The 21404-nt window shown below is 70.9% G+C and carries 21 protein-coding genes; 11 read left to right on the top strand and 10 right to left on the bottom strand.

The features are described 5' to 3' along the window. Positions 1-2: 2 nt before the first annotated feature. Positions 3-896, bottom strand: coding sequence for a DMT family transporter (locus ACK4YQ_RS07765; protein ID WP_409610022.1), 894 nt, complete (start codon positions 894-896; stop codon positions 3-5). A 130-nt stretch (positions 897-1026) separates the two neighbouring features. On the opposite strand from ACK4YQ_RS07765, the gene ACK4YQ_RS07760 reads away from it, so the two are divergent. After that, positions 1027-1623, top strand: coding sequence for a gamma carbonic anhydrase family protein (locus ACK4YQ_RS07760; RefSeq protein ID WP_409610020.1), 597 nt, complete (start codon positions 1027-1029; stop codon positions 1621-1623). 85 nt (positions 1624-1708) lie between these two features. Further along, a complete protein-coding gene (locus tag ACK4YQ_RS07755; protein ID WP_409610018.1) occupies positions 1709-2608 on the top strand; it encodes an alpha/beta fold hydrolase in 900 nt (299 codons plus the stop codon). A gap of 49 nt (positions 2609-2657) precedes the next feature. Here ACK4YQ_RS07755 and ACK4YQ_RS07750 read toward each other — a convergent pair whose 3' ends face one another. Both ACK4YQ_RS07750 and ACK4YQ_RS07745 read right to left on the bottom strand, forming a co-directional pair. After that, positions 2658-3803: an acyl-CoA dehydrogenase family protein gene (locus tag ACK4YQ_RS07750; RefSeq protein ID WP_409610016.1), complete on the bottom strand. Its 1146-nt coding sequence runs from the start codon at positions 3801-3803 to the stop codon at positions 2658-2660. A 154-nt stretch (positions 3804-3957) separates the two neighbouring features. Beyond that, positions 3958-5160: an acyl-CoA dehydrogenase family protein gene (locus ACK4YQ_RS07745; protein ID WP_409610014.1), complete on the bottom strand. Its 1203-nt coding sequence runs from the start codon at positions 5158-5160 to the stop codon at positions 3958-3960. A gap of 174 nt (positions 5161-5334) precedes the next feature. On the opposite strand from ACK4YQ_RS07745, the gene ACK4YQ_RS07740 reads away from it, so the two are divergent. Then, complete coding sequence (locus ACK4YQ_RS07740; protein WP_409610012.1) at positions 5335-6075, top strand: endonuclease/exonuclease/phosphatase family protein; 741 nt, start codon at positions 5335-5337, stop codon at positions 6073-6075. On the opposite strand, the gene ACK4YQ_RS07735 is transcribed toward ACK4YQ_RS07740, so the two are convergent. Next, positions 6072-7520: a phospholipase D-like domain-containing protein gene (locus tag ACK4YQ_RS07735; RefSeq protein ID WP_409610010.1), complete on the bottom strand. Its 1449-nt coding sequence runs from the start codon at positions 7518-7520 to the stop codon at positions 6072-6074. The two genes, ACK4YQ_RS07740 and ACK4YQ_RS07735, sit on opposite strands and share 4 nt — an antisense overlap. A gap of 158 nt (positions 7521-7678) precedes the next feature. After that, a complete protein-coding gene (locus tag ACK4YQ_RS07730) occupies positions 7679-8050 on the bottom strand; it encodes a hypothetical protein (RefSeq protein ID WP_409610008.1) in 372 nt (123 codons plus the stop codon). A gap of 174 nt (positions 8051-8224) precedes the next feature. Between ACK4YQ_RS07730 and ACK4YQ_RS07725 the strand changes: the two genes are divergently transcribed. From ACK4YQ_RS07725 to ACK4YQ_RS07715, 3 genes are all read left to right on the top strand, one after another. Next, a complete protein-coding gene (locus ACK4YQ_RS07725) occupies positions 8225-8656 on the top strand; it encodes a PaaI family thioesterase (RefSeq protein ID WP_409610006.1) in 432 nt (143 codons plus the stop codon). Next, complete coding sequence (locus ACK4YQ_RS07720; RefSeq protein ID WP_409610004.1) at positions 8653-8862, top strand: DUF1289 domain-containing protein; 210 nt, start codon at positions 8653-8655, stop codon at positions 8860-8862. The genes ACK4YQ_RS07725 and ACK4YQ_RS07720 overlap by 4 nt, the downstream gene beginning before the upstream one ends. Before the next feature lie 123 nt (positions 8863-8985). Next, positions 8986-9480, top strand: coding sequence for a TIGR02281 family clan AA aspartic protease (locus tag ACK4YQ_RS07715; protein ID WP_409610002.1), 495 nt, complete (start codon positions 8986-8988; stop codon positions 9478-9480). Positions 9481-9520: 40 nt separating this feature from the next. Here the strand turns inward: ACK4YQ_RS07715 and ACK4YQ_RS07710 are convergent, their stop codons facing one another. The 3 genes from ACK4YQ_RS07710 to ACK4YQ_RS07700 all read right to left on the bottom strand — a co-directional run bounded on the left by ACK4YQ_RS07710 (position 9521) and on the right by ACK4YQ_RS07700 (position 11505). Then, positions 9521-10021, bottom strand: coding sequence for an NUDIX hydrolase (locus tag ACK4YQ_RS07710; protein ID WP_409610000.1), 501 nt, complete (start codon positions 10019-10021; stop codon positions 9521-9523). A 74-nt stretch (positions 10022-10095) separates the two neighbouring features. After that, entirely contained in the window at positions 10096-11109 is a 1014-nt protein-coding gene (gene dusA, locus ACK4YQ_RS07705; protein WP_409609998.1) for a tRNA dihydrouridine(20/20a) synthase DusA, read from the bottom strand. 240 nt (positions 11110-11349) lie between these two features. Next, complete coding sequence (locus tag ACK4YQ_RS07700) at positions 11350-11505, bottom strand: hypothetical protein (RefSeq protein ID WP_409609996.1); 156 nt, start codon at positions 11503-11505, stop codon at positions 11350-11352. 302 nt (positions 11506-11807) lie between these two features. Between ACK4YQ_RS07700 and ACK4YQ_RS07695 the strand changes: the two genes are divergently transcribed. The 5 genes from ACK4YQ_RS07695 (at position 11808) to ACK4YQ_RS07675 (ending at position 19006) form a co-directional block, all read left to right on the top strand. Continuing rightward, on the top strand, positions 11808-13295 hold the full coding sequence (locus tag ACK4YQ_RS07695; RefSeq protein ID WP_409609994.1) for an amidohydrolase: 1488 nt from the start codon (positions 11808-11810) through the stop codon (positions 13293-13295). Positions 13296-13384: 89 nt separating this feature from the next. Next, positions 13385-15655, top strand: a complete 2271-nt coding sequence (locus tag ACK4YQ_RS07690; protein ID WP_409609992.1) for an NADP-dependent malic enzyme — start codon at positions 13385-13387, stop codon at positions 15653-15655. Between the two features lie 86 nt (positions 15656-15741). Continuing rightward, positions 15742-16233: an OsmC family protein gene (locus ACK4YQ_RS07685; RefSeq protein ID WP_409609990.1), complete on the top strand. Its 492-nt coding sequence runs from the start codon at positions 15742-15744 to the stop codon at positions 16231-16233. Positions 16234-16239: 6 nt separating this feature from the next. Further along, positions 16240-16986 carry an SDR family oxidoreductase gene (locus ACK4YQ_RS07680; protein WP_409609988.1) on the top strand — a complete coding sequence of 249 codons (747 nt, stop codon included), beginning with the start codon at positions 16240-16242 and terminating at the stop codon, positions 16984-16986. Between the two features lie 91 nt (positions 16987-17077). Then, complete coding sequence (locus tag ACK4YQ_RS07675; protein WP_409609986.1) at positions 17078-19006, top strand: M61 family metallopeptidase; 1929 nt, start codon at positions 17078-17080, stop codon at positions 19004-19006. Positions 19007-19064: 58 nt separating this feature from the next. Here ACK4YQ_RS07675 and ACK4YQ_RS07670 read toward each other — a convergent pair whose 3' ends face one another. Both ACK4YQ_RS07670 and ACK4YQ_RS07665 read right to left on the bottom strand, forming a co-directional pair. Beyond that, complete coding sequence (locus tag ACK4YQ_RS07670) at positions 19065-20150, bottom strand: acyl-CoA dehydrogenase family protein (RefSeq protein WP_409609984.1); 1086 nt, start codon at positions 20148-20150, stop codon at positions 19065-19067. A gap of 10 nt (positions 20151-20160) precedes the next feature. After that, the gene (locus ACK4YQ_RS07665; RefSeq protein WP_409609982.1) at positions 20161-21354 is read right to left on the bottom strand and encodes an acyl-CoA dehydrogenase family protein; all 1194 of its coding nucleotides are present in this window, start codon (positions 21352-21354) and stop codon (positions 20161-20163) included. Positions 21355-21404: the final 50 nt, after the last annotated feature.

Below are 21404 nucleotides of genomic sequence, written 5' to 3'. Positions count from 1 at the left end.
CGTTATTGCACGCGGTTCCGCACCGCGAGCAACAGCGGCATCACCTGGTTGGGCCGAAGCGCGATGATCAGCACGCCAAGAAGCGCCACCGCCGAGCCGATCGCCATTCGCCAGCCGAAGGGGTCGTGGGTGATCGCCACTCCAAGGCCGATGGTGGCCAGCGGGGTCATCAGGGTCAGCGGCGAGATCAGGTTGGCCTCGTAGCGCTGGATGAGGGCGTAGTAGGCCGTGTGCGCCAGCACCGAGACCACCAGCGCCGAGAACAGCACCGCCGCGGCGAAGGCCCAGCCGGCGCTGAGGGCCGCCGCCACCTGGCCGCTCTCGAACAGGGCGCTGGCCGCCAGCAGCGGGGCGAAGGAGGTGAATCCGACCCAGGCCTGGAACTGCAGGGGCTTCACCCCCTCCATCTGCTTCATCATCACCGCCCCCAGGGACCCCAGGAAGCTGGAGAGCACGATGAACAGGAGCCCCGGCGACAGGCGGAACCCGTGCGGGTCCCACATCACCGCCAGGGCGCCGGCCAGGGTCAGCACGATGCCCAGGCCCCGGCGCCAGCGGATGCGCTCGCCCAGCATCAGCACCGAGAGCACCGTGGTCATCGGCACGCCAAGCTGCATCACCACCGCAGCGGCCGAGGGGGTGGAGAGCTTCAGGCCCATGAAGGTGAACGCGAAGCTGCCCCCGCCCATCAGCAGCGAGACGATCACCAGCCGCCAGCGCGGCCGCGGCATCGGGCGAAGCCAGGGAAAGACCACCGCCGCCACGACGACGAAGCGCACGGCCGCATAGAACAGCGGCGGCACCTCCATCTGGCTGACCACGAACTTGCTGACGATGTTGTTCGAGGCCCAGACGAGGCACACGAGCATGAGCAGGGCGAAGTCGCGCAGGGCCATGCCGGCCTTAAGCCCGCTTCGGCGCGGCTTCGCAAGACGGGGCGCGGGGTTTCTTGGCGCGCCCGCCGGGCTGGCGGGCCGCCGATTCTTCCGTGAACATGCGCAAGTCGAGCGCAGGGAGCCTCATGGCATGACGCAGAGCCCGTTCCTGGGACCGGATGTGATCGACCGCGGCGCGGCGTGGATCGACCCGACAGTGCGGGCGTTCGGCGCGGTGGAGATCGGCCGGGGCGCGAGCCTCTGGCCCAATGTCGTCATCCGCGCCGAAAGCCAGTCGGTGATCATCGGCGAGCGCTCGAACGTGCAGGACTTCGTCATGATCCACGTCGGCGCGCGCACCGGCACGTTCGTCGGCGCGGACTGTTCGATCACCCACCACTGCACCCTGCACGGCTGCACCATCGGCGACGACGTGCTGGTCGGGATCGGATCCACGGTGATGGACGGCTGCGTGGTCGGCGCGGGGTCGATCATCGCCCCCCACACCATGCTCAAGGAAGGCACGGTCATTCCGCCCCGCTCGGTGGTCATGGGAACGCCCGGCCAGGTTACGCGCTACCGCGACAACACCCTGGCCAACCGCCTGAACGCCTTTCTCTACCTGCGCAACGCCCAGGCCTACGCCATGGGCGAATACCGCCTGTGGTCGACGCCCCAGTTCATCGGCGAGATGGCGGCAGAGCGGGCGCGGCTCATCGAGCTCCTCGGAGAGGACGCCCAGGCCTGACCAGGGCGCTTCCCTTGCGTCACGCTTCCGTCCGCCGCCGCCGCGCCTAGGATGCGGGCCTGACCGGGAGCTGGCGGGGGAAAGCATGGACAGCCAAGGCGTCGTAACGCGCCGCATCGCGGCCAACGGACTGACCTTCGAGGTCGACGAAGCGGCGCCCCCAGGCGGCTCGGACGGGCGCCTGGCCCTGTGCCTGCACGGCTTTCCGGAATCGAAGTTCTCCTGGCGCTTCCAGCTCCCGCTGCTGGCGAAGCTGGGCTACCTGGCCTGGGCGCCGAACCTGCGCGGCTATGGCGGCTCATCGCGGCCGAAAGGCGTCGCGGCCTACGACATCGACCGGCTCGTGGCCGACGTCGAGGGGCTGATCGCCGCCTCCGGCGCCCGCGAGACCCTGCTGGTCGCCCACGATTGGGGCGCGATCATCGCCTGGTACTGTGCGATGCGGCGGATCCGCACCCTGACCCGACTGGTGATCATGAACGTGCCGCACCCCGCCCGCTTCGCCGAGGACATCGCCGTCAACCCCAAGCAGCGGCGCAAGAGCTGGTACGTGGCTTTCTTCCAGCTTCCGTGGCTGCCCGAATTCGCCCTGTCGCGGAACGGCGCAAGGCCCGTCGGCCAGGCCTTCGTCGGCATGGCCGTGGACAAGAGCCGCTTTCCCGAGGAGGTGCTGGAGCACTACCGCGCCAATGCGCGCCAGCCCGGCGCCCTGACCGCGATGATCAACTACTACCGGGCGGCCTGGCGCGGCCGCGATCGCATGACGCCGGCGCAGAACACGGTGGAGGTTCCGACCCTGATCATCTGGGGCAAGGAGGATTCGGCGCTGGAGGCCTCGCTGGTGCCAGGCACCGAGCGGTTCGTGCCGGACCTGACGGTCCGCTATCTGCCGGGGGTCTCGCACTGGGTCCAGCAGGAGGCGCCGGAGACCGTGAACGCCATGCTCGAGGCGTGGCTCACCGGCCGCCCGGTTCCGGAAGCCTAGGCGGCGGGGATGCGGCGGCCGGAACCTGGGCTCCGGCCGCTCGCGGGACTTAGGCGGCCTTGCCCAGCGACAGGCCTTCGTAGCGGGCCAGGTAGTGATCGGTGGAGCCGAAGGCGCTCTCGATCATGGTGGCGCGCTTGAAGTAGTGGCCGATGGCCATTTCGTCGGTCATGCCCATGCCGCCGTGGAGCTGGATGGCGTTCTGGCCGACGAATTTGCAGGCCTTGCCGATCTGCACCTTGGCGGCGGCGGCGGCCTTGGCGCGCTCCTCGTCGCTGTCGGCCAGCTTGATGGTCGCCATGTAGGTCATGGAGATCGACTGCTCGAGCTGGATGAACATGTCGACCATCCGGTGCTGCAGCACCTGGAAGGACGAGATCGGAACGCCAAACTGCTTGCGCTGCTTGGTGTACTCGAGCGTGCCTTCATGCAGCTTGCGCAGCACCCCGCAGGCTTCGGCGCAGGTCGCCGCCAGGGCCTCGTCGATCACCTTCTCCACCAGCGGCAGGGCCTGGCCTTCTGCGCCGATCAGGGCGTCGGCGCCCAGGGCGACGTTCTCGAAGGTCACTTCCGAGGCGCGGAAGCCGTCGACGGTCGGATAGTCGCGGGTGGTGACGCCCTTGGCGTTCTTGTCCACCAGGAAGACCGACACCCCCTGCGCGTCGCGCTGGCCGCCGCCGGTGCGGGCGGTCACCACCAGGTGGGTGGCCCAGGGCGCGCCGATCACGACCGCCTTGTGGCCATTCAGCACGTAGCCCGCGCCGTCCTTCTTGGCGGTGGTCTTCAGGTCCTGCCAGGTGTAGCGGGCCTGCGGTTCGGCGTAGGCGAAGGCGATGATGGTCTCGCCGGCGATGATCTTGCCGATCACGTCCGCCGCGCCGGCGTAGCCGGAGTGCTTCATGAAGCCGCCGCCGATCACCACGGTGCCAAGGTACGGCTCGACCACTAGGGCTTTGCCGAACTCTTCCATCACCACCATGTTCTCGGTCGCGCCGCCGCCCAGGCCGCCCAGCTCCTCGGAGAAGGCCGCGCCCAGGATGCCGAGCTCGTCGGCGAAGGCCTTCCACACGGCCGGACGCCAGCCGGCCTCGGAGGCCACCGCGGCGCGACGGGTGTCGAAGCTGTAGTTGTCGGCCAGATAGCTCGCGACGGTGTCGCGCAGCATCGACTGTTCTTCGGTGAAGCTGAAATCCACGTTCTTCGTCTCCTCCTGGAGCCCGGCCTGGCGGCGGGCTGGGGCGTCGTCTTCGGCGGGCGCCGCGAGCCTAGCTCGACAGCGCCGACCCGGCGTCGGTCAAGCCCAATGGGGCGGAAAATCGCGGGGAGAGCCGCGGCCCTCCCCGTCGGGCTCAGAGCCCCAGCACCATCTTGGCGATGATGTTGCGCTGGATCTCGTTGGAGCCGCCGTAGATCGAGGTCTTGCGCCCGTTGAAGTAGGCGCCGGCGGCGTCGACGGCGTAGTCGGGGCCGATCCCTTCGTTGTGGCCGACGCCGTGGCCGAAGGGGGCGCCGTAGTGGCCGGCGGCCTCAAGGGCCAGTTCCTGCAGCCGCTGCTGGATCTCGGTGCCCTTGATCTTCAGGATCGAGCTTTCGGTGCCCGGGCCCTTGCCGCTGGATTCCCCGGCCAGGGTGCGCAGTTCGGTGAACTCCAGGGCGGTCAGGTCGATCTCGAGTTCGGCGACCTTGCGCTTGAAGAAGGCGTCCGACAGCAGCGAGGCGCCGGCGTCCGAGCGTTCGGTCGAGGCCATCTGGCGCAGGCGTTCCAGGCCGCGCTTGGAGCGGGCGACGCCGGCGATGCCCGAGCGCTCGTGCGCCAGCAGCGCCTTGGCGCAGGTCCAGCCCTGGTTCTCGTGGAAGATGCGGTTCTCGACCGGCACCTTCACATTGTCGAGGAAGACGTCGTTGACCTCATGCCCGCCCTCGAGCGTCGTGATGCGGCGCACCTCGATGCCCGGGCTCTTCATGTCGATCAGCAGGAAGCTGATGCCGGCCTGCGGCTTGGCGTTCGGGTCGGTGCGGACCAGGAAGAAGCCCCAGTCGGCGTGCTGGCCCAGGGTCGTCCAGGTCTTCTGGCCGTTGACGATGTAGTATTCCTTGCCGTCGTCGCCGGTGACGCGTTCGGCCTTGGTTTTCAGCGAGGCGAGGTCGGAGCCGGCGCCCGGCTCGGAATAGCCCTGGCACCACCACACCTGGCCGTCGCGGATGCCCGGCAGGTACTTCTCTTTCTGCTCCTGGGTGCCGAACGTGTAGATCACGGGCGCCAGCATGGCGACGCCGAACGGCAGGATGCCGATGGTGTCGGCGCGGGCCTGTTCCTCGGACCAGATGTACTTCTGGGTGGGCGTCCAATCCAGGCCGCCCCACTCCTTCGGCCAGGACGGCGTCGACCAGCCCTTCTTTGCCAGGATGCGGTGCCAGGACAGGTAGTCCTCCTTGCCCAGCGTCTCGCCGCGATCCTGCTTTTCGCGCAGGGCCTTGGGATAGTTCTCCGCGATGAATTGGCGGGCTTCCTCGCGGAAGGCCATGTCTTCGGGGGAAAAGTCGAGGTTCATGTAGGGCTCCCAAGAAGCGCTTCTGTCGGCGGCGCGGACCATAGGCGCAAGGCGCCCGCTTGGGAAGATGACGCTAACGTCAACGTCAAGCTTTTCCTGCCTTTGGCCATTGAACCCTTGGTGATGCAGGGGCGACTTGCATCCGCGGCCGCCCGCGCGCACCACTGGCCCCCCATGCCGCGGATTCTGACCTACAACGTCCACCGCTGCGTCGGCGTCGACCGGCGACTGGACGTGGGCCGCGTCGCCGCGGTCATCGCTCGACTGGAGCCGGACATCGTCGCCCTGCAGGAGCTCGACGTCGGCCGGCTGCGCACCAACGGGGTGGACCAGGCCCACGAGATCGCCCAGCGGCTGGACATGGCTTTCCACTTCCACCCGGCCCTGCGGGTGGAGGAGGAGCTCTATGGCGACGCCATCCTGACCTCCCTGCCCGAGCGCAAGATCAAGGCCGGCCCCCTTCCCGGCCATCCGCGCATGCCCGGCCTGGAGCCCCGCGGCGCCCTTTGGATCGAAGTGGAGATCGAGGGCCGGCGGCTGCAGGTGATCAACACCCACCTGGGCCTGGTGCCGCGCGAACAGCACCTGCAGGCGGCCCACCTCGCCGGCCCGCAATGGCTCGGCGATCCCGACTGCGCCGGCCCCACCATTCTGCTGGGCGACTTCAACGCCACCACCTCCTCGGTGGTGCACCGCGCCCTCACCGCCCGGCTGCGCCAGTCCCGCGCCCTGGCCGAGCGGCCGACGCCCAGCGCCACCTTTCCCTCGCCGTTCCCGGTGCTGCGGATCGACCACCTGTTCGTCAGCGAGGACATCGTCGTGCACGAGGTGTTCGCCCCGTTCGACCCGCTGACGCGGGTGGCCTCCGACCACCTGCCCCTGGTGATGGACTTCAGCCTCGGCGGCGAGGCCTAGCGCGCCGTCGTCAGGGCCCGCAGTTCCGCGTGAAGGCGTCGGCGGCGCCGGCCGAGCCGCCAGCTGTCCTCCACCCCGAGGGGATCGCCCAGGTGGGACGTGGCGACGAAGGCGCCGAGGGCCGTCAGCGGCCACGGCTCCAGCGTAGCGAGCCGGCCGTCCTGGTTCAGCGTCTCGATGGCCGCGATCAATCCACCGCCCTCCAGCCGCGCCTTGGCCACCGCGTCGCCCGTGCAGCCCAGGAAGTGGCCGACCAGCCGGTCGCGCAGCGCCGACAGCGCCAGCCGCTGGTCCTCGCTCCCCGCCTCCACGGTCGCCTGGCATTCGGTGTCGAAGCCGGCGGAGCGGTTGTTGAGGTTGGCCGAGCCGATCCAGGCGATCCGGTCGTCCACCACCGCGAGCTTGGAGTGCACCACGATCTTGGAGCCCCCGGTTGTCGAGGGGAAATAGGCCCGGAAGCGGCCGAACCGGTCGGCCCGGCGCAGGTGGTCGATCTGCATGGACCGCGCCCGGTCCATGGTCGCCCGGTCGAACCAGCTCGGGCTCTGGCCGGTCGAGACCAGCACCACCTCGGGGCCATCGGCTTCCGACAGCCGCGCCGCCAGGGCCTGCGTCACCAGCGGCGAGGTGAAGTACTGGTTCTCCAGATAGATCAGCCAGCGCGCCGTCGCGATCGCCGCCAGGTTCAGGCGCTTGATCTCCTCCAGGCCCGCCTCGTCGCGCCAGGCGGGCATGGTGCGCGAGATCGCCACCTCCGCGTCATGGAGCTGCGCCGGAATCTGGGCGGGCCAGGGATCGCCGCCCTCGTCGGGCCTTGGCACCGTCTCGCCGGTGGCCCGCCGCCAGCGGGCCCGCGCCAGGTCGCCGAAGGCGCGGGCGGCCTCGCCGTCCACCATCATCATCACGTCGTGACGCGGCGGATGCTGGACCTGGGCCGGCATGATCCGGCGCGGGTCGTCCTCCAGGTGGGCCGGGGAATCCCAGCGGTCGACGCCGAGGTCCGCGCCGCCGCAGAAGGCCAGCGCGTCGTCGACCACCAGCACCTTCTGGTGATGGCAGGCGCCGAACGGCACCGACGCGTCCAGCAGAAACCGCACCCCCGTGCCGCGGAACCAGCTGTGGGCGCGGTGGGGAAAGAAGTCCTGCGAGGCGCTGATCGGCAGGGCCGAGCGCCAGATCAGCACGCGGATGTCGAGTTCCGGCCGCGCCTCGGCCAGCTCCAGCAGGATGCGGCCGATCTCGTCGGGGTCGCGCAGCCCGTCCTGGCCGTCCGGGAACAGCCGCGTGCGCGGGTCAAACCCCCAGCCGAGCAGGATCACCGAGCGGCGCGCCGCGCGCAGGGCCTCGTACACCGCGGTGAAATAGGCCTCGGCGTCCACCAGGAAAGCCGCGCGCGGGGCCTGGGCCGTGCGCCAGCAGGTCTGTCCCGGAATCAGGATGCTCATGGCCTGCGACTATAGGTCGAGCCGGCCAAAAAAAGGGCGCGGCCGTTGAACGGCCGCGCCGTGAAGTTTTAGCGACAGAGGTCCGGCGCCAAAGGGGGGAAGGCGCCGGACGGGGCATCGGCCGGCCTGACCACCGGCCAATTCAGGCGTTGGGAGGCCTAGTTCTGGACCGGAGCGCCGCTCTGGGCGCTGGCGGTGGCCGTGGGCGCGGCGCCGCCCATGTAGGCCATGCAGGCGCCGTTCAGCTCGGCGCTAAGGCGGGCGCTGTGGTTCTTGTCGCGGGCCTCGCGCTTGGCGCGGGCTTCCTCGTTGCGGGCGCGCTCCAGGATGTAGCCGGCGCGCACGCGCTCGGCGGCCTTGACGTAGGAGTCGAGGGCCTTGGCGTCCACCGGCGTCAGGGTGCCGGCCTGCGCCAGGCCCCGGCAGCGGCTGGCCTTCAGGAAATCCATGTCCGTGCCGGTGTCGGCGGCCATGGCCGAGCCGGAGGCGAAAAGGCCGGCGGCGGCGAAAGCGATGACGGCGGTGCGCATTGGCGTTGCTCCCTCGAAGTTCGATGACCTCAAGTTGCGCGCCGGCCGCCAGTTGTTCAAATGAAATCCCAGCAATAAAAGGCTTGGCGGATTAATATTCATCCATGTCCCCGAAGTGTACTTTAAGTAACATGACCATCTTGTAATGTGACGCGGCCCGCGTCATGAGGGGGCATGGCCGAACTCACGCTCAAGCTCGACGCCCCTGCAGTCGACCAGCTCCTCCGCCGCGCCTTCCCCGACGCCTCGGCGCAGGCCTTTCCCCGCGTGCTGGAGGTGGCGCCCGGGCGGGCGCGGCTGGTGCGCCCCTACGGTCCTGGGCTGCTGCGCCCCGGCGGCGTCGTCTCCGGCCCCACCTTGATGTCGCTGGCCGACACCGCCGCCTACGCCCTGGTGCTGGCGCACCGCGGCGAGGAGCTGATGGCCGTGACCAGTTCGCTGCTGATGAACTTCCTGCGCGGCGCCGCGCCGGGCGACATCCACGCCGAGGCGGTGATGCTGCGCCTGGGCCGGCGCATGGCCGTGTGCGACGTGCGGCTCTGGACCGAGAGCGTCGAAAGGCTGGCGGCGCAGGCCACCGTCACCTACGCTCTGCCCTCGTCATGACCGATCGCCCGCCCGCTCCCATCAAGACGCCCTGCATCAAGGTCTGCGTGGTCGACGGCGAGAGCGGCCTTTGCATGGGCTGCTACCGCGCCCTGCCCGAGGTCGCCGGCTGGAGCCGCCTGACCGACGCCGAGCGCGAGGCGATCCTCGCCGAACTGCCCTCCCGCCGCAGCCGGATCCGTCCCGAGAAGCTGGCCATGTTCTGACGCCGCGCGGGTGGGCGGACGGCTTTTTTCGGGCCGATTCACGGCTTGCAAACCCAAGCCGCCTAAGCTCGCGCAAACGGACCGGAACAGGGTCCGAGCCTCAGGTGGGGCGGGGTGTCGAACATGCTCAGGTTTACGGCGCTGGCGGTCACGGCCGCCGTGTCGGCGTACGCCGCCGCCAAGGCGGTGGTCACGCTGGACGACAAGGCTTCGCAGCCGCAGATGCGCGCGGCGGTGGCCCAGATCGAACCGACGGCCGCCTCGGTGGCCAAGGCCGGCGACGGCCACTATTGGGCTGAGGCCGACGTCGACGGCAAGGCCGTGCGCTTTCTCGTGGACACCGGCGCCAGCGCCGTCGCCCTGACGCCGCACGACGCCGAACGGCTGGGGATCGACACCCAGGCCCTCGACTACGCCTATCGCGTCACCACCGCCAGCGGCCAGACCCGCGCCGCGGCCGTGCGCCTGGCCTCCATCTCCATCGCCGGGGCGCGGGTCACCAACGTCGACGCCCTGGTCATCGAGGACGGCCTGCAAACCTCCCTGCTGGGCATGACCTACCTCGGCCGCCTCTCGCGCTTCGAGGCCACGCCCACCACCCTGATCCTGCGGCCCTGAGCGCCTCGCCGCCCCGGCGGGGGCCGCTCCGCCGGCGCCGTCATCCGCCCAGGCCGTCGCGGAACACCCGTCTGTAGAGCGGCAGGCGCTCGGCGACGTAGGTCTGGCGCGCCGCCTCCTCCGGCTCGGCGAGGCGTCGGAACCGCATTTCGAACCGCGGCGCCCACGCCTGCAGCGAGACCTCCGCGCGCCAGAGGGATCTGACCAGGACCAGTCCGGCTTCCTCGCCGCTGACGCAGGCGCTCCTGGCGAAGCCCAGCAGGCGCGCGTCGGCCACGACAGCGCAGGCCTCCTCCATCACTTCCCGGTCGAGGGTCTCGCGCCAGGTCTCCTCGCCTTCCGGCCGGCCGCCGGGAAAGCCCCAGTCCTCGCCGTTGTGGCTGACGATGACCAGCCGACCGCAGGGCGCCAGGCAAAGGCCCTCCGAGCCGTGGGGCCTGCCGTCAGGCGCCTTGTCCGGCCCATGCCACGACACGCTCCACCTCTGGCCGTGCGAGATGACCTCGAAGGTCTCGCCGAACTCCACGATGTGCTCAGACATGCGCCCGCCTCCGCCGCGGCCTCTAGCGGAGAACCATGACAGTCAGGCTGCGTCGACCGCTCCGAGGCCGGACCTCAGGCGCCGGCGTCCGCCATCTGCTCCAGTTCCGGCGCCGCGACCGGGCGCACCGCCTCCAGCGCACGGTCCAGGACCTCGAGCCCCGCTCCCGGCTTGACGCCCTCCACGGTCAGGATGCGCCGCCAGGCCCGCGCGCCGGGCCGGCCGTGGAACAGGCCCAGCATGTGCCGGGTCATGGCGGCCAGGTGGACGCCCCGTCCAAGCTGGTCGGCCATGTAGGGGCGATAGCGCTCCACCGCCTCGAACGGGCCGACGTCGGGCCCGGCCGCCCCGAAGATGCGCCGGTCGGCCTCCCCCAGAATTGCAGGCGTGTGGTAGGCGGCGCGGCCCAGCATCACCCCGTCCACGTGCTGCAGGTGCTCCAGCGCCTCGTCCAGCGAGCCGATTCCGCCGTTGATCGAGATGCTCAGCCGCGGCCGCTCGCGCTTGAGCCGCCAGACCAGCGGGTAGTCCAGCGGCGGCACGTCGCGGTTCTCCTTCGGCGACAGGCCCTTGAGCCAGGCCTTGCGCGCATGGACGATGAAGGTCTCCACGCCCGCCTGGGCGCAGAGGTCCACGAGGCGGAAGAGGCTCTCCTCCGGGTCCTGGTCGTCCACGCCGATCCGGCACTTCACCGTCGCCGGAACGCGCACGGCGGCGCTTATCGCGGCCATGCACTCGGCCACGAGCTCGGGCTCGCGCATCAGACAGGCGCCGAACCGGCCACTCTGCACCCGATCGGACGGACAGCCGACGTTCAGGTTGATCTCGTCGTAGCCCAGGTCCTCGCCGATCCGCGCGGCGGCGGCGAGCTCGACCGGCTCCGACCCGCCCAGCTGCAGCGCCACCGGATGCTCGCCGGGATCGTAGCCCAGCAGGCGCTCACGGTCGCCGTGCAGCACCGCCCCCGTCGTCACCATCTCCGTATAGAGCAGCGCCCGCCGCGACAGCGCCCGATGCAGGCTCCGGCAATGCCGGTCCGTCCAGTCCATCATCGGGGCCACGGACAGTCTATGTGGTTGCAGGCTCACGCATCGTCCTTGAAAAACCGCTCGCACGCAGCGTCTCGTCCGAGCGTCTCTAGTCTATCGCACGCTCCTTTACGCCGCGCTTCGGTGTCTCACTACACCGTGGGCGCACGCGAAGCCGCCCCATTGCCGGCCAAGCGTCCACGACCGGAACACCCGCGTCCTTCGCTGGGCCGCCCTACAGAGCCTGGCTGCGCGCTGACGACCTGAATGCGGCGCGAGCGGGCGCCCCGCCGGTGCGCTTCAGCAGGCCATGAAGCTGTCCAGACCGAGCAGTTCGTGGATGCGCTCGACGCTGTCGGCGGCCCGCACTTCGGCCAGCAGCGGCACGAGAACCTCCTCCCGCTCGTCGTTCAGGTCCTTCGGTGGAGAAGCGCCTGGAGCCGGGGCCTCGCGCATGGCGACCGCGCCGCTATCCGTGACCCGCGCCGCCGGATGGACGCGCTCCGCCGCAGACTTGCGTTCGCCGAACCCCGCGCCCCCTGGCCTGCCACCGGACGCGAGGTTCCAAGTTCAACTAACTGCTTATGCAAGAAAAATTCTTCTCTCCTCCGCAGATCCTACCGACGCCGTCAGCGCACATGGCGCGCCGTTCGGCCAAGCGTAGCCGTCGGCGCTGGCGTTTGGCGGCGCCTTGGGCCAGGAAGGTGGGCCGCCGTTTGCGGCGCCTGTGATCCTTTCCTGGGGGGACCTATCCGACCATGAAGCGCTCCGTCCTCAACGCCTTCGCCTGCGCCGCCTCGGCGGCCGTGCTCGCCTTCGCCGTCCAGGCCGACGCCCGGCCGCTCAGCGGCGCCGAGCGGGGCCAGATCCTCAAGGCGGTCGACGCCGACGCCGACCAGATCGCCGACGCGGCCATGAAGATCTGGAGCTACGCCGAGGTGGGCTATCAGGAGACGCGCAGCTCGGCCCTCCTGCAGGACCAGCTCAAGGCCGCCGGCTTCGAGGTGAAAGCGGGCGTGGCCGGCATGCCCACCGGCTTCATCGCCAGCTACCGCAACGGCGAAGGCCCGGTGATCGCCATCCTGGCCGAGTTCGACGCCCTGCCGGGCCTGGCCCAGGCCGCCGCCCCGACCAAGACCCCCATCGCCGGCCAGGCCGCCGGCCACGGCTGCGGCCACAACCTGTTCGGCGCGGCCTCGGTCGGCGCGGCCGTGGCCCTGAAGCAGTGGATGACCGCCAACAACATCAAGGGCGAGCTCCGGGTCTACGGCACCCCGGCCGAGGAAGGCGGTTCGGGCAAGGTCTACTTCGTGCGCGACGGCTTCTTCGACGACGTGGACGCCACCATCCATTGGCACCCGGGGGACGAGAACAGCGCCGTGCAGGGCGTGTCCCTGGCCAACATCTCCGGCAAGTTCCGCTTCCGCGGCGTCTCGGCCCACGCCGCCGGCGCCCCCGAGCGCGGCCGCTCGGCCCTGGACGGGGTCGAGGTGATGGACACCGCGGTGAACTATCTGCGCGAGCACACCCCGGACAAGACCCGCATCCACTACGTCATCACCAACGGCGGGGCGGCCCCCAACGTCGTGCCCGACTACGCCGAGGTCTACTACTATGTGCGACATCCCGATCCGGAGGTGGTGCGCGCCGTCTGGGCCCGGGTCGAGAAGGCCGCCGAGGGCGCGGCGATCGCCACCGAGACCAAGGTGGACAAGGAGATCACCGGCGGCGTCTACGCCATGCTGCCCAACGACACCCTCGGGCGGGTGATGGACGCCAACCTGCGCCGGGTCGGCGGGGTGTCCTGGACGCCGGAGGAGACCGCCTTCGCCGCCAAGATTCAGGAGTCCTTCCCCGGCAAGCCGCCGGCCCTGAAGAGCGCGGGCGAGGTCCAGCCCTACAAGCTCGAGCTGGAAGGCGGCGGCGGCTCCACCGACGTGTCCGACATCAGCTGGGTGACGCCCACCGTGGGCCTGTCCACCGCCACCTTCGTGCCCGGCTCGGCCGGCCATAGCTGGCAGAACGTGGCCGCCGCGGGCACGACCATCGGCGTCAAGGGCGCGGTCAACGCGGCCAAGACCCTGGCCCTGACCGGCGCGGATCTGTTCGTCGCCCCCGAGGTGATCGCCAAGGCCAAGGCCGAGCTCGTCCAGCGCCGCGGACCGGACTTCGCCTACAAGGCCATGCTCGGCGACCGCCCGCCGGCCCTCGACTACCGCAAGCCGACCACGGGGGCGAGCGACTGAGGCGCCTTCTCGAGAAAGGCCCTGGGCGCATCCGCCGTCCAGGGCCTATGAGGGGGGACTGAACGACCGCCTCGCATGGAGACCCCACCTTGGACGACGACTTCCGCCGCGCCGCGCTGGCCTATCACCAGCTTCCCCAGCCGGGCAAACTGTCGGTCGAACCCACCAAGGCCATGGCCACCCAGCGCGACCTGGCGCTGGCCTATTCCCCCGGCGTCGCCGCCGCCTGCGAGGCGATCGTCGAGGACCCGGCGAGCGCCCGCGACTATACCGCCCGCGGCAATCTGGTGGCCGTCATCACCAACGGCACGGCCGTCCTGGGCCTGGGCGCCATCGGCCCGCTCGCCGCCAAACCGGTGATGGAGGGCAAGGCGGTGCTCTTCAAGAAGTTCGCCGGCATCGACGTCTTCGACCTGGAGATCGACGAGCGCGACCCCGACAGGTTCGTCGAGATCGTCGCCGCGCTCGAGCCCACCTTCGGCGGCATCAACCTGGAAGACATCAAGGCGCCGGAGTGCTTCGAGATCGAGCGTCGCCTGCGCGCGCGGATGAACGTGCCGGTGTTCCACGACGACCAGCACGGCACCGCCATCGTCTGCGCCGCGGCGGTGCGCAACGGGCTGGTGCTGCAGGGCAAGAGCCTGGAGAGCGTCAAGCTCGTCACCTCCGGGGCGGGGGCGGCGGCCATGGCCTGCGTCGACCTTCTGGTGCGCATGGGGGTCAAGGCCGAGAACGTCACCCTCACCGACATCGAGGGCGTGGTCCACGCCGGGCGGCCGAACCTGCCCGAACACATGCGCCCCTACGCCCGCGAGACCAACGCCCGCACCCTGGCCGACGTGCTGCCGGGGGCCGACGTGTTCCTGGGCCTGTCCGGGCCGCGGGTGCTCAAGGCCGAATGGCTGCCGTCGATGGCTGAGCGCCCCCTGATCCTGGCCCTGGCCAACCCCGAGCCGGAGATCATGCCCGAGCAGGTGGCGGCCGTGCGCCCGGACGCCATCGTCGCCACCGGCCGCTCGGACTATCCGAACCAGGTCAACAACGTCCTGTGCTTCCCCTTCGTGTTCCGCGGCGCCCTGGACGTCGGCGCCCGGGAGATCAACGAGGCGATGAAGATCGCCGCCGCAGAGGCCATCGCCGACCTCGCCCGGGTCGAGGTGAGCGAGGAGGTCGCCGCGGCCTATTCCGACGCCGCCGCCAGCTTCGGGCGCACCTACATCATCCCCAAGCCGTTCGACCCGCGCCTGATCCTGGAGATCGCCCCGGCCGTGGCCAAGGCGGCCATGGATTCCGGCGTCGCCACCAAGCCGATCGAGGACTTCGAGGCCTACCGCCGAGAGCTGGAGCGCTACGTCTACCGCTCCGGCCAGCTCATGCGGCCGCTCTTCAACCAGGCCCGCCGCCAGACCCGGCGGATCGCCTACGCCGAGGGCGAGGACCCGCGGGTGCTGCGCGCGGTCCAGACCGTGGTGGACGAGCGGCTCGCCCGGCCGGTGCTGGTGGGCCGGCGCGGCCGGATCGAGGAGGCGATCGCCGCCCTTGGCCTGCGCCTGGCCGTCGGCCGCGACGTGGAGGTGTTCGACGCGGAGACCGACCATGAGCTGGCCGAGCCCCTGGCCCAGGCCTACGCCCGCCTGGTCGAGCGACGCGGGGTGCCGCACGCGGCCGCCGTGCGCCGCGTCTCGAACCGGCCGACGGTGGCCGCCGCCATGCTGCTGGCCGAGGGCCAGGTGGACGGCGCCCTGGTGGGCGGCGGCGGCGACTGGTGGAAGCACTTCACCTACGCCCTGCCGATCATTCCCCGCCGTCCGGACGCCGACCGCGTCTACGGCCTGTCGGTGCTGATCCTGCCGCGCGGGACGGTGTTCATCTGCGACACGCACGTCAACGTCGACCCGACGCCGGAACAGATCACCGAGGCGACGATCCTGGCCGCCGAGACCGTGCGCAACTTCGGCATGGTCCCGCAGGCCGCGCTGCTCTCGCACTCCAGCTTCGGCTCCTCCAACTCGCCTTCGGCCCGCAAGATGCGCCAGGCCCTGGCGCTGATCCGCGCCCGCGAACCGGGCCTGGTGGTCGATGGGGAGATGCACGCCGACGCGGCCCTCAGCCGCACGGTGCGGGCCCGCTACGTGGGCGACAGTCCGCTGACCGGGACGGCCAACCTGCTGATCATGCCGAGCCTGGACGCGGCCAACATCGCCCTGACCCTGCTGAACGGGGCGACCGACGCCCTGCAGGTGGGACCGATCCTTCTGGGCCTGTCCAAGCCGCTGCACGTCATGCCGCCGACGATCACCGCCCGGGGCATCGTCAACATGACCGCCCTGGCGGCCACGGAGCGGGCCTGGACAGGCTGAGGCGGATGGATCACGACGCGGCCACGGCCGCGACGCTGCATTCTCGTCCACTGACCGCGAGCCGGTCGAACTGAGGGAGACCCGCCATGGCCCACGCCACAGTCGTGATCGGAGAGACGCGCTATGCGACGTCCATCGTCACCGGACGTCATGCCCTGACCGCCGACGAGCCGCCGAAGCTGGGCGGCCAGGACGCCGGCCCGGCGCCCTACGACCTCCTGCTCTCCAGCCTCGGCGCCTGCACCGCCATCACCCTGAAGATGTACGCCGAACGCAAGAACTGGCCGCTGCGCGGCCTGCGCGTGGAGCTGCAGTTCGAGCGCGGCGAGGAGCGCGGCCGCGTCCAGCGCACCCTGGACATCGACGGCGACCTGGACGAGGACCAGCTCGCCCGCCTGGCCGACATCGCCGAGCGCACGCCGGTCACCCTGACCCTCAAGGCCGGGGTCGACATCGCCACCCGCCTGGCGCCCGGCAAGGCCCACCTGGACGAGGCGCTCGACGAGGCGCTGGACGAGACCTTTCCGGCCAGCGACCCGCCCAGCATCACCCGGCCGCACGACCTGGACGAAGGCTGAGGTCCGGTGAAGGTCGCCCTGGTCACCGGCGCTGGCAGCGGCATCGGCCGCGCCGCCGCCCTCGCCCTGCACGCCGCCGGCTACGCCGTGGCCCTGGCCGGCCGCCGCGCCGAAGCCCTGGAGGAAACCGCCGCCCTGGCCGCCGACGGGGCCGAGCGCCTGCTCTGCGCGCCTGCGGACGTCAGCGACCCCGCCTCGGTCGAGGCCCTGTTCGCGGCGGTGGACGCGCGGTTCGGGCGCCTTGACGTTCTCTTCAACAACGCCGGCTCCGGCGCGCCGCCCGTGCCGCTCGAGGATCTTTCGCTCGAGGCCTGGCGGCGGGTGGTGGACGTCAACCTCACCGGCGCCTTCCTGTGCACCCAGGCGGCCTTCCGCCTGATGAAGGACCAGGACCCCCGCGGCGGGCGCATTATCAACAACGGCTCGATCTCGGCCCATAGCCCGCGGCCCCGGTCGGCCGCCTACACCGCCACCAAGCACGCGATCACCGGCCTCACCAAGTCCACCTCCCTGGACGGGCGCGCCTACGACATCGCCTGCGGCCAGATCGACATCGGAAACGCCGCTACGCCGATGACCCGCGCCATGAGCCAGGGGGTGCCCCAGGCCGACGGGCGCCTCGCGCCCGAACCGGTGATGGACGTTTCCGCCGTGGCCGAGGCGGTGGTGTTCATGGCCGGCCTGCCGCTGGAGGCCAACGTCCAGTTCATGACCGTGATGGCCACCAAGATGCCGTTCATCGGCCGGGGATGAACCGGCGCGGGTCGACAGTCACATATCGGTCACGCTACCCCTAGGGCTCAAGCGGGCGCGCGCGTCCGCACAGGTTCCCGGGGAGGTGGAGTTGAGATCGGTCGTCGTCGCGCTGGGTGCGCTCCTGTTGTCGTCCCCGGCGCTGGCGCAGGTCGCCCCGTCCGCCCCCCAGCCCCTGCCCTTCCCGGCCCCGATCCCGGCGCCGAAGGACCAGCCCTATCCGGGCGTGATCCGCCTGTCGGTCGACGCCACCGACCTGGAGCGCCGCATCTTCCGGGTGCGTGAGACGATTCCGGTGGCCGGGCCGGGACCCATGACCCTGCTCTACCCGGAGTGGCTGCCCGGGAACCACGCGCCCCGCGGCCCGATCAAGGACCTGGCGGGGCTGACCGTCTTCGCCGGGGGCCAGCGCCTGGAATGGCGGCGCGATCCGGTCGACGTGTACGCCTTCCATATCGAGGTTCCCGAGGGCGCCGCCGAGGTCCAGCTCGAGTTCCAGTTCCTGTCGCCCACCGCCGGCGACCAGGGCCGCGTGGTCGTCACCCCCGAGATGCTGAACCTGCAGTGGAACCAGGTGGCCCTCTATCCGGCCGGCTGGTTCACCCGCCAGATCCAGGTGGAGCCCAGCGTCCGCCTGCCCGCCGGCTGGTCCTTCGGCGCAGCTCTGGAGACGGCCTCCAGCGCCGACGGCGTCACCACCTTCAAGCCGGTGTCCTTCGAGAGCCTGGTGGATTCGCCCATGTTCGCCGGCCGCTACTACAAGCGCGTCGAGCTCGATCCGGGCGGGCGCTCGCGGGTCAGCCTCAACATCGTCGCCGACGTGCCGGAGAACCTGGAGGCCAAGCCCGAACAGATCGCCGCCCACCGGGCCCTGGTGGTCCAGGCCGACAGGCTGTTCGGCGCCCGCCATTACGACCACTACGACTTCCTGCTGGCCCTGACCGACCGCATGGGCGGCATCGGCCTGGAGCACCATCGCTCCAGCGAGAACGGGGTGCCGCCGGAATACTTCACCGGATGGGACAAGCTGGCCCCGCGCCGCGACCTGCTGCCCCACGAATACACCCACTCCTGGAACGGCAAGTTCCGCCGCCCCGCCGACCTGTGGACGCCGACCTACTCGGTCCCGATGCGCACCTCGCTGCTTTGGGTCTACGAGGGCCAGACCCAGTACTGGGGCTACGTGCTGGGCGCCCGGTCGGGCCTGCTCAGCCGCCAGGACGCCCTGGACGCAATCGCCCTGACCGCGGCGGCCTACGACGTGCGCGTGGGCCGCGCCTGGCGGGCGATGGGCGACACCGTCAACGATCCGATCATCGCCGCTCGCCGGCCGATCCCCTGGACGAGCTGGCAGCGCAGCGAGGACTACTATTCCGAGGGCGAGTTGGTCTGGCTCGACGTCGACACCCTCATCCGGGAGAAGACCGGCGGACGCCGCTCGCTCGACGATTTCGCCCGCGCCTTCTTCGGCAAGGCCGACGGCGACTGGGGCGTGCTGCCCTATGACTTCGACGAGGTGGTCGCCACCCTGAACGCCGTCGTTCCCCACGACTGGGCCGGCTTCCTCAAGGCCCGCCTGGAGGGACACGGGCCCGGCGCGCCCCTCGACGGCGTGTCCCGCGGCGGCTACCGCCTCGTCTACGCCGAGGAGCCGACGAGCTACTTCCGTGACAACGAGGCCCTGCGCAAGCAGACCGACCTCACCTACTCGATCGGCCTCGTGCTCAATCGCGAGGGCGAGATCCGCGCCGTGCAGTGGGATGGCCCCGCCTTCAAGGCCGGGCTCGCCGTCGGCGCCAAGCTCATCGCCGTCGACGGCGTGGCCTTCGAGACCGAGCGCCTGAAGGGGGCCATCACCGCAGCCAAGGGCAGGGCCGAGCCGATCAGCCTGATCGTCAAGTCGGGCGACCACTTCCGCACGGTCCAGATTCCTTACCACGATGGCCTGCGCTACCCGCGCCTGGAACGCGTCCCCGGAACCCCCGACCGCCTCGCCGACATCCTCGCCCCCCGCAAGTGACGCGGCCCCGGACGCTCCCCCGCTTTGGGAGAGCCGGCGCCGGGCGACTGAGCGGGGACTACGCCGCTAGGCCCTGCAGGCGCGCGGCCCAGTCGCGGACCTTTTCCGGACCGCCGAGAAGCTGGCGGTCCAGCCCCAGGCGCTTGAACCAGTAGTGCAGGCCCAGAAGGTCGGTGATGCCGATGCCGCCGTGCACCTCGGTGGCCGTGCGCGCCACGAAGCGTCCGATCTCCGACAGGTGCGCCTTGGCGTGGGCTGCGGTCAGGCCGGCCTCCTGCGGGGCCGCGTCGAAGGCGTAGGCCGCGTACCAGACCAGCGCCCGCGACGGCTCGATCTCGGCCGCCATCTCGGCGCACAGGTGCTTGACCGCCTGGAACGAGCCGATCACCCGGCCGAACTGCTTGCGCTCCTTGGCGTAGTCCACGGCCTTGGCCAGCATGGCGTCGGCCGCGCCGAGGGCGTCGGCCGCCAGCATCACCCAGCCGGCGTCGCGCAGGGCGTCCAGCGCCCCGGTTCCCGCCGCCAGCGGCTCGGCCGGCGCGTCCGTCAGCGTCAGCTTGCCGACCCGCCGCGTCAGGTCGATGGTCTCCAGCGTCTCGCAGGTCACGCCGGGCGCGGAAGCTTCGACCAGGTGCAGGCCGCCGGCCTTGTCGGCCACGACGTAGAGGTCCGCCCCCGGCCCGTCGATCACGAACATGGAAAGGCCGCTGAGCCGCCCGCCCCGGGCCTCGACGCCGGCCCCGTCGCGCGCGCCCGCGATCGGCTCGCTGATCGCCGCCCCCGCCACGACCTCGCCGGCCGCCAGCTTCGGCAGCCAGCGCGCCTGCTGCTCGGCGTCGCCGCCGCGCATCAGGGCCAGCGGCGCCAGCACGGCGCTGCCCAGGAAGGGCGCGGGCGCCACGGCGCGGCCGAGCGCCTCGGCGGCCAGGGCGGCCTCCAGCAGGCCGAGCCCCAGGCCCCCGTGCTCCTCTGGGATCAGCACGCCGGGCAGGCCCATCTCGGTCAGCCCCGCCCAGACGTCCGCGGCCACCGCCTCGCCCTCGGCCGCGAAGCGGCGGGCGCGCTCCAGGGGCGCCAGGGCCTCCAGGGCGCGGGTGACGCTGTCCTGCAACAGGCGCTGGTCTTCGCTCAATCCGAACCGCATCGCCCGTCTCCTACTTGGTCTTGGCGCTCGGCTCGCGGGGCATGCCCAGCCCGCGCTCCGAGATGATGTTCTTCTGGATCTGGGCCGTGCCGCCGCCGATGATCAGGCCCAGGTCGAACATGTAGTTCCACTGCCACGTCCCCTTGGCGCGCAGGTGCGGGCCGTCGCCGTAGAGGATCCCCAGCTCGCCCAGGGCGTCGATCGCCAGGGCGGCCAGCTGGTGGTTCAGCTCGCAGCCCTGCAGCTTGACGATCATCGCCGCCAGACCCGCCGGCTCGCCGGTCACCTGCGAGGTCAGCACCCGCAGACCGTTGAACTTCATGGCCAGCACCCTGGCCTGAAGCTGCATGGCCCGGTCGCGCAGCACTGGATTGTCGATCAGCCGCTCGCCGTCGACCGTCTCGGTCCGCATCAGCTCCAGGATCGCCTTCAGCCGGCTCTCCGCGGCGTTGGGATCGCCCAGCATCCCGCGCTCGTGCTTGAGCGTGGCGTTGGCGACGAACCAGCCGCGCCCGCGCCCGCCGACCACCGCGCTCTTGGGCACGCGCACGTCGGTGAAGAACACCTCGTTGAACTCCGCCCCGCCGGTCATCGTCGTCAGGGGGCGCACCTCGATTCCCGGCGTCGTCATCGGAAACAGGATGTAGCTGATGCCCTCGTGCTTGGGTGCGTCCGGCTCGGTGCGCACCAGGCAGAAGATCATGTCCGCGGCGTGGGCGGTGGAGGTCCAGATCTTCTGCCCGGAGATCAGGAAGTCCTCGCCGTCCTCCACGGCCTTGGTCTGCAGGCTGGCCAGGTCCGAGCCCGCCCCCGGCTCCGAATAGCCCTGGCACCAGACGATGTCCCCGCGCAGGGTCGGCGGGATCCAGCGGGTCTTCTGCTCCTCGCTGCCCACCTCCAGCAGGGTCGGAACCAGCATGGAGATGCCCTGGCCAGACAGGCCCCGCGGCGCGCCCATCTCGATGAAGGTCTCGGCGATGATGCGTGACTTCAGGATGTCCGGCTCGGCGCCGTAGCCGCCGTATTCCTTCGGGATCGTGCGGGCGGCGTAGCCGTGCTCGATCAGCAGCTTCTGCCAGGCCTTGGCGGCCTCGCGCGGGCGCTCGGCCGCCGTCACCGCCTGCCAGGCGTCGCGATGGCTCTCGAGGAAGTCGCGCACTTCGGCGCGGAACGCCTCCATCTGCGGCGTCAGCTTCAGGTCCATGGGCTCCTCCCGCCGGGTGTTGGGGCCGGCCCGCGCAACCAATCCCAAAG

It is taken from the genome of Phenylobacterium sp. (genome assembly GCF_046291545.1).
Lineage (GTDB): Bacteria > Pseudomonadota > Alphaproteobacteria > Caulobacterales > Caulobacteraceae > Phenylobacterium.
The sequence above is the reverse complement of the archived record's forward strand: the minus strand, read 5'-3'. Positions and strand labels throughout refer to the sequence as shown.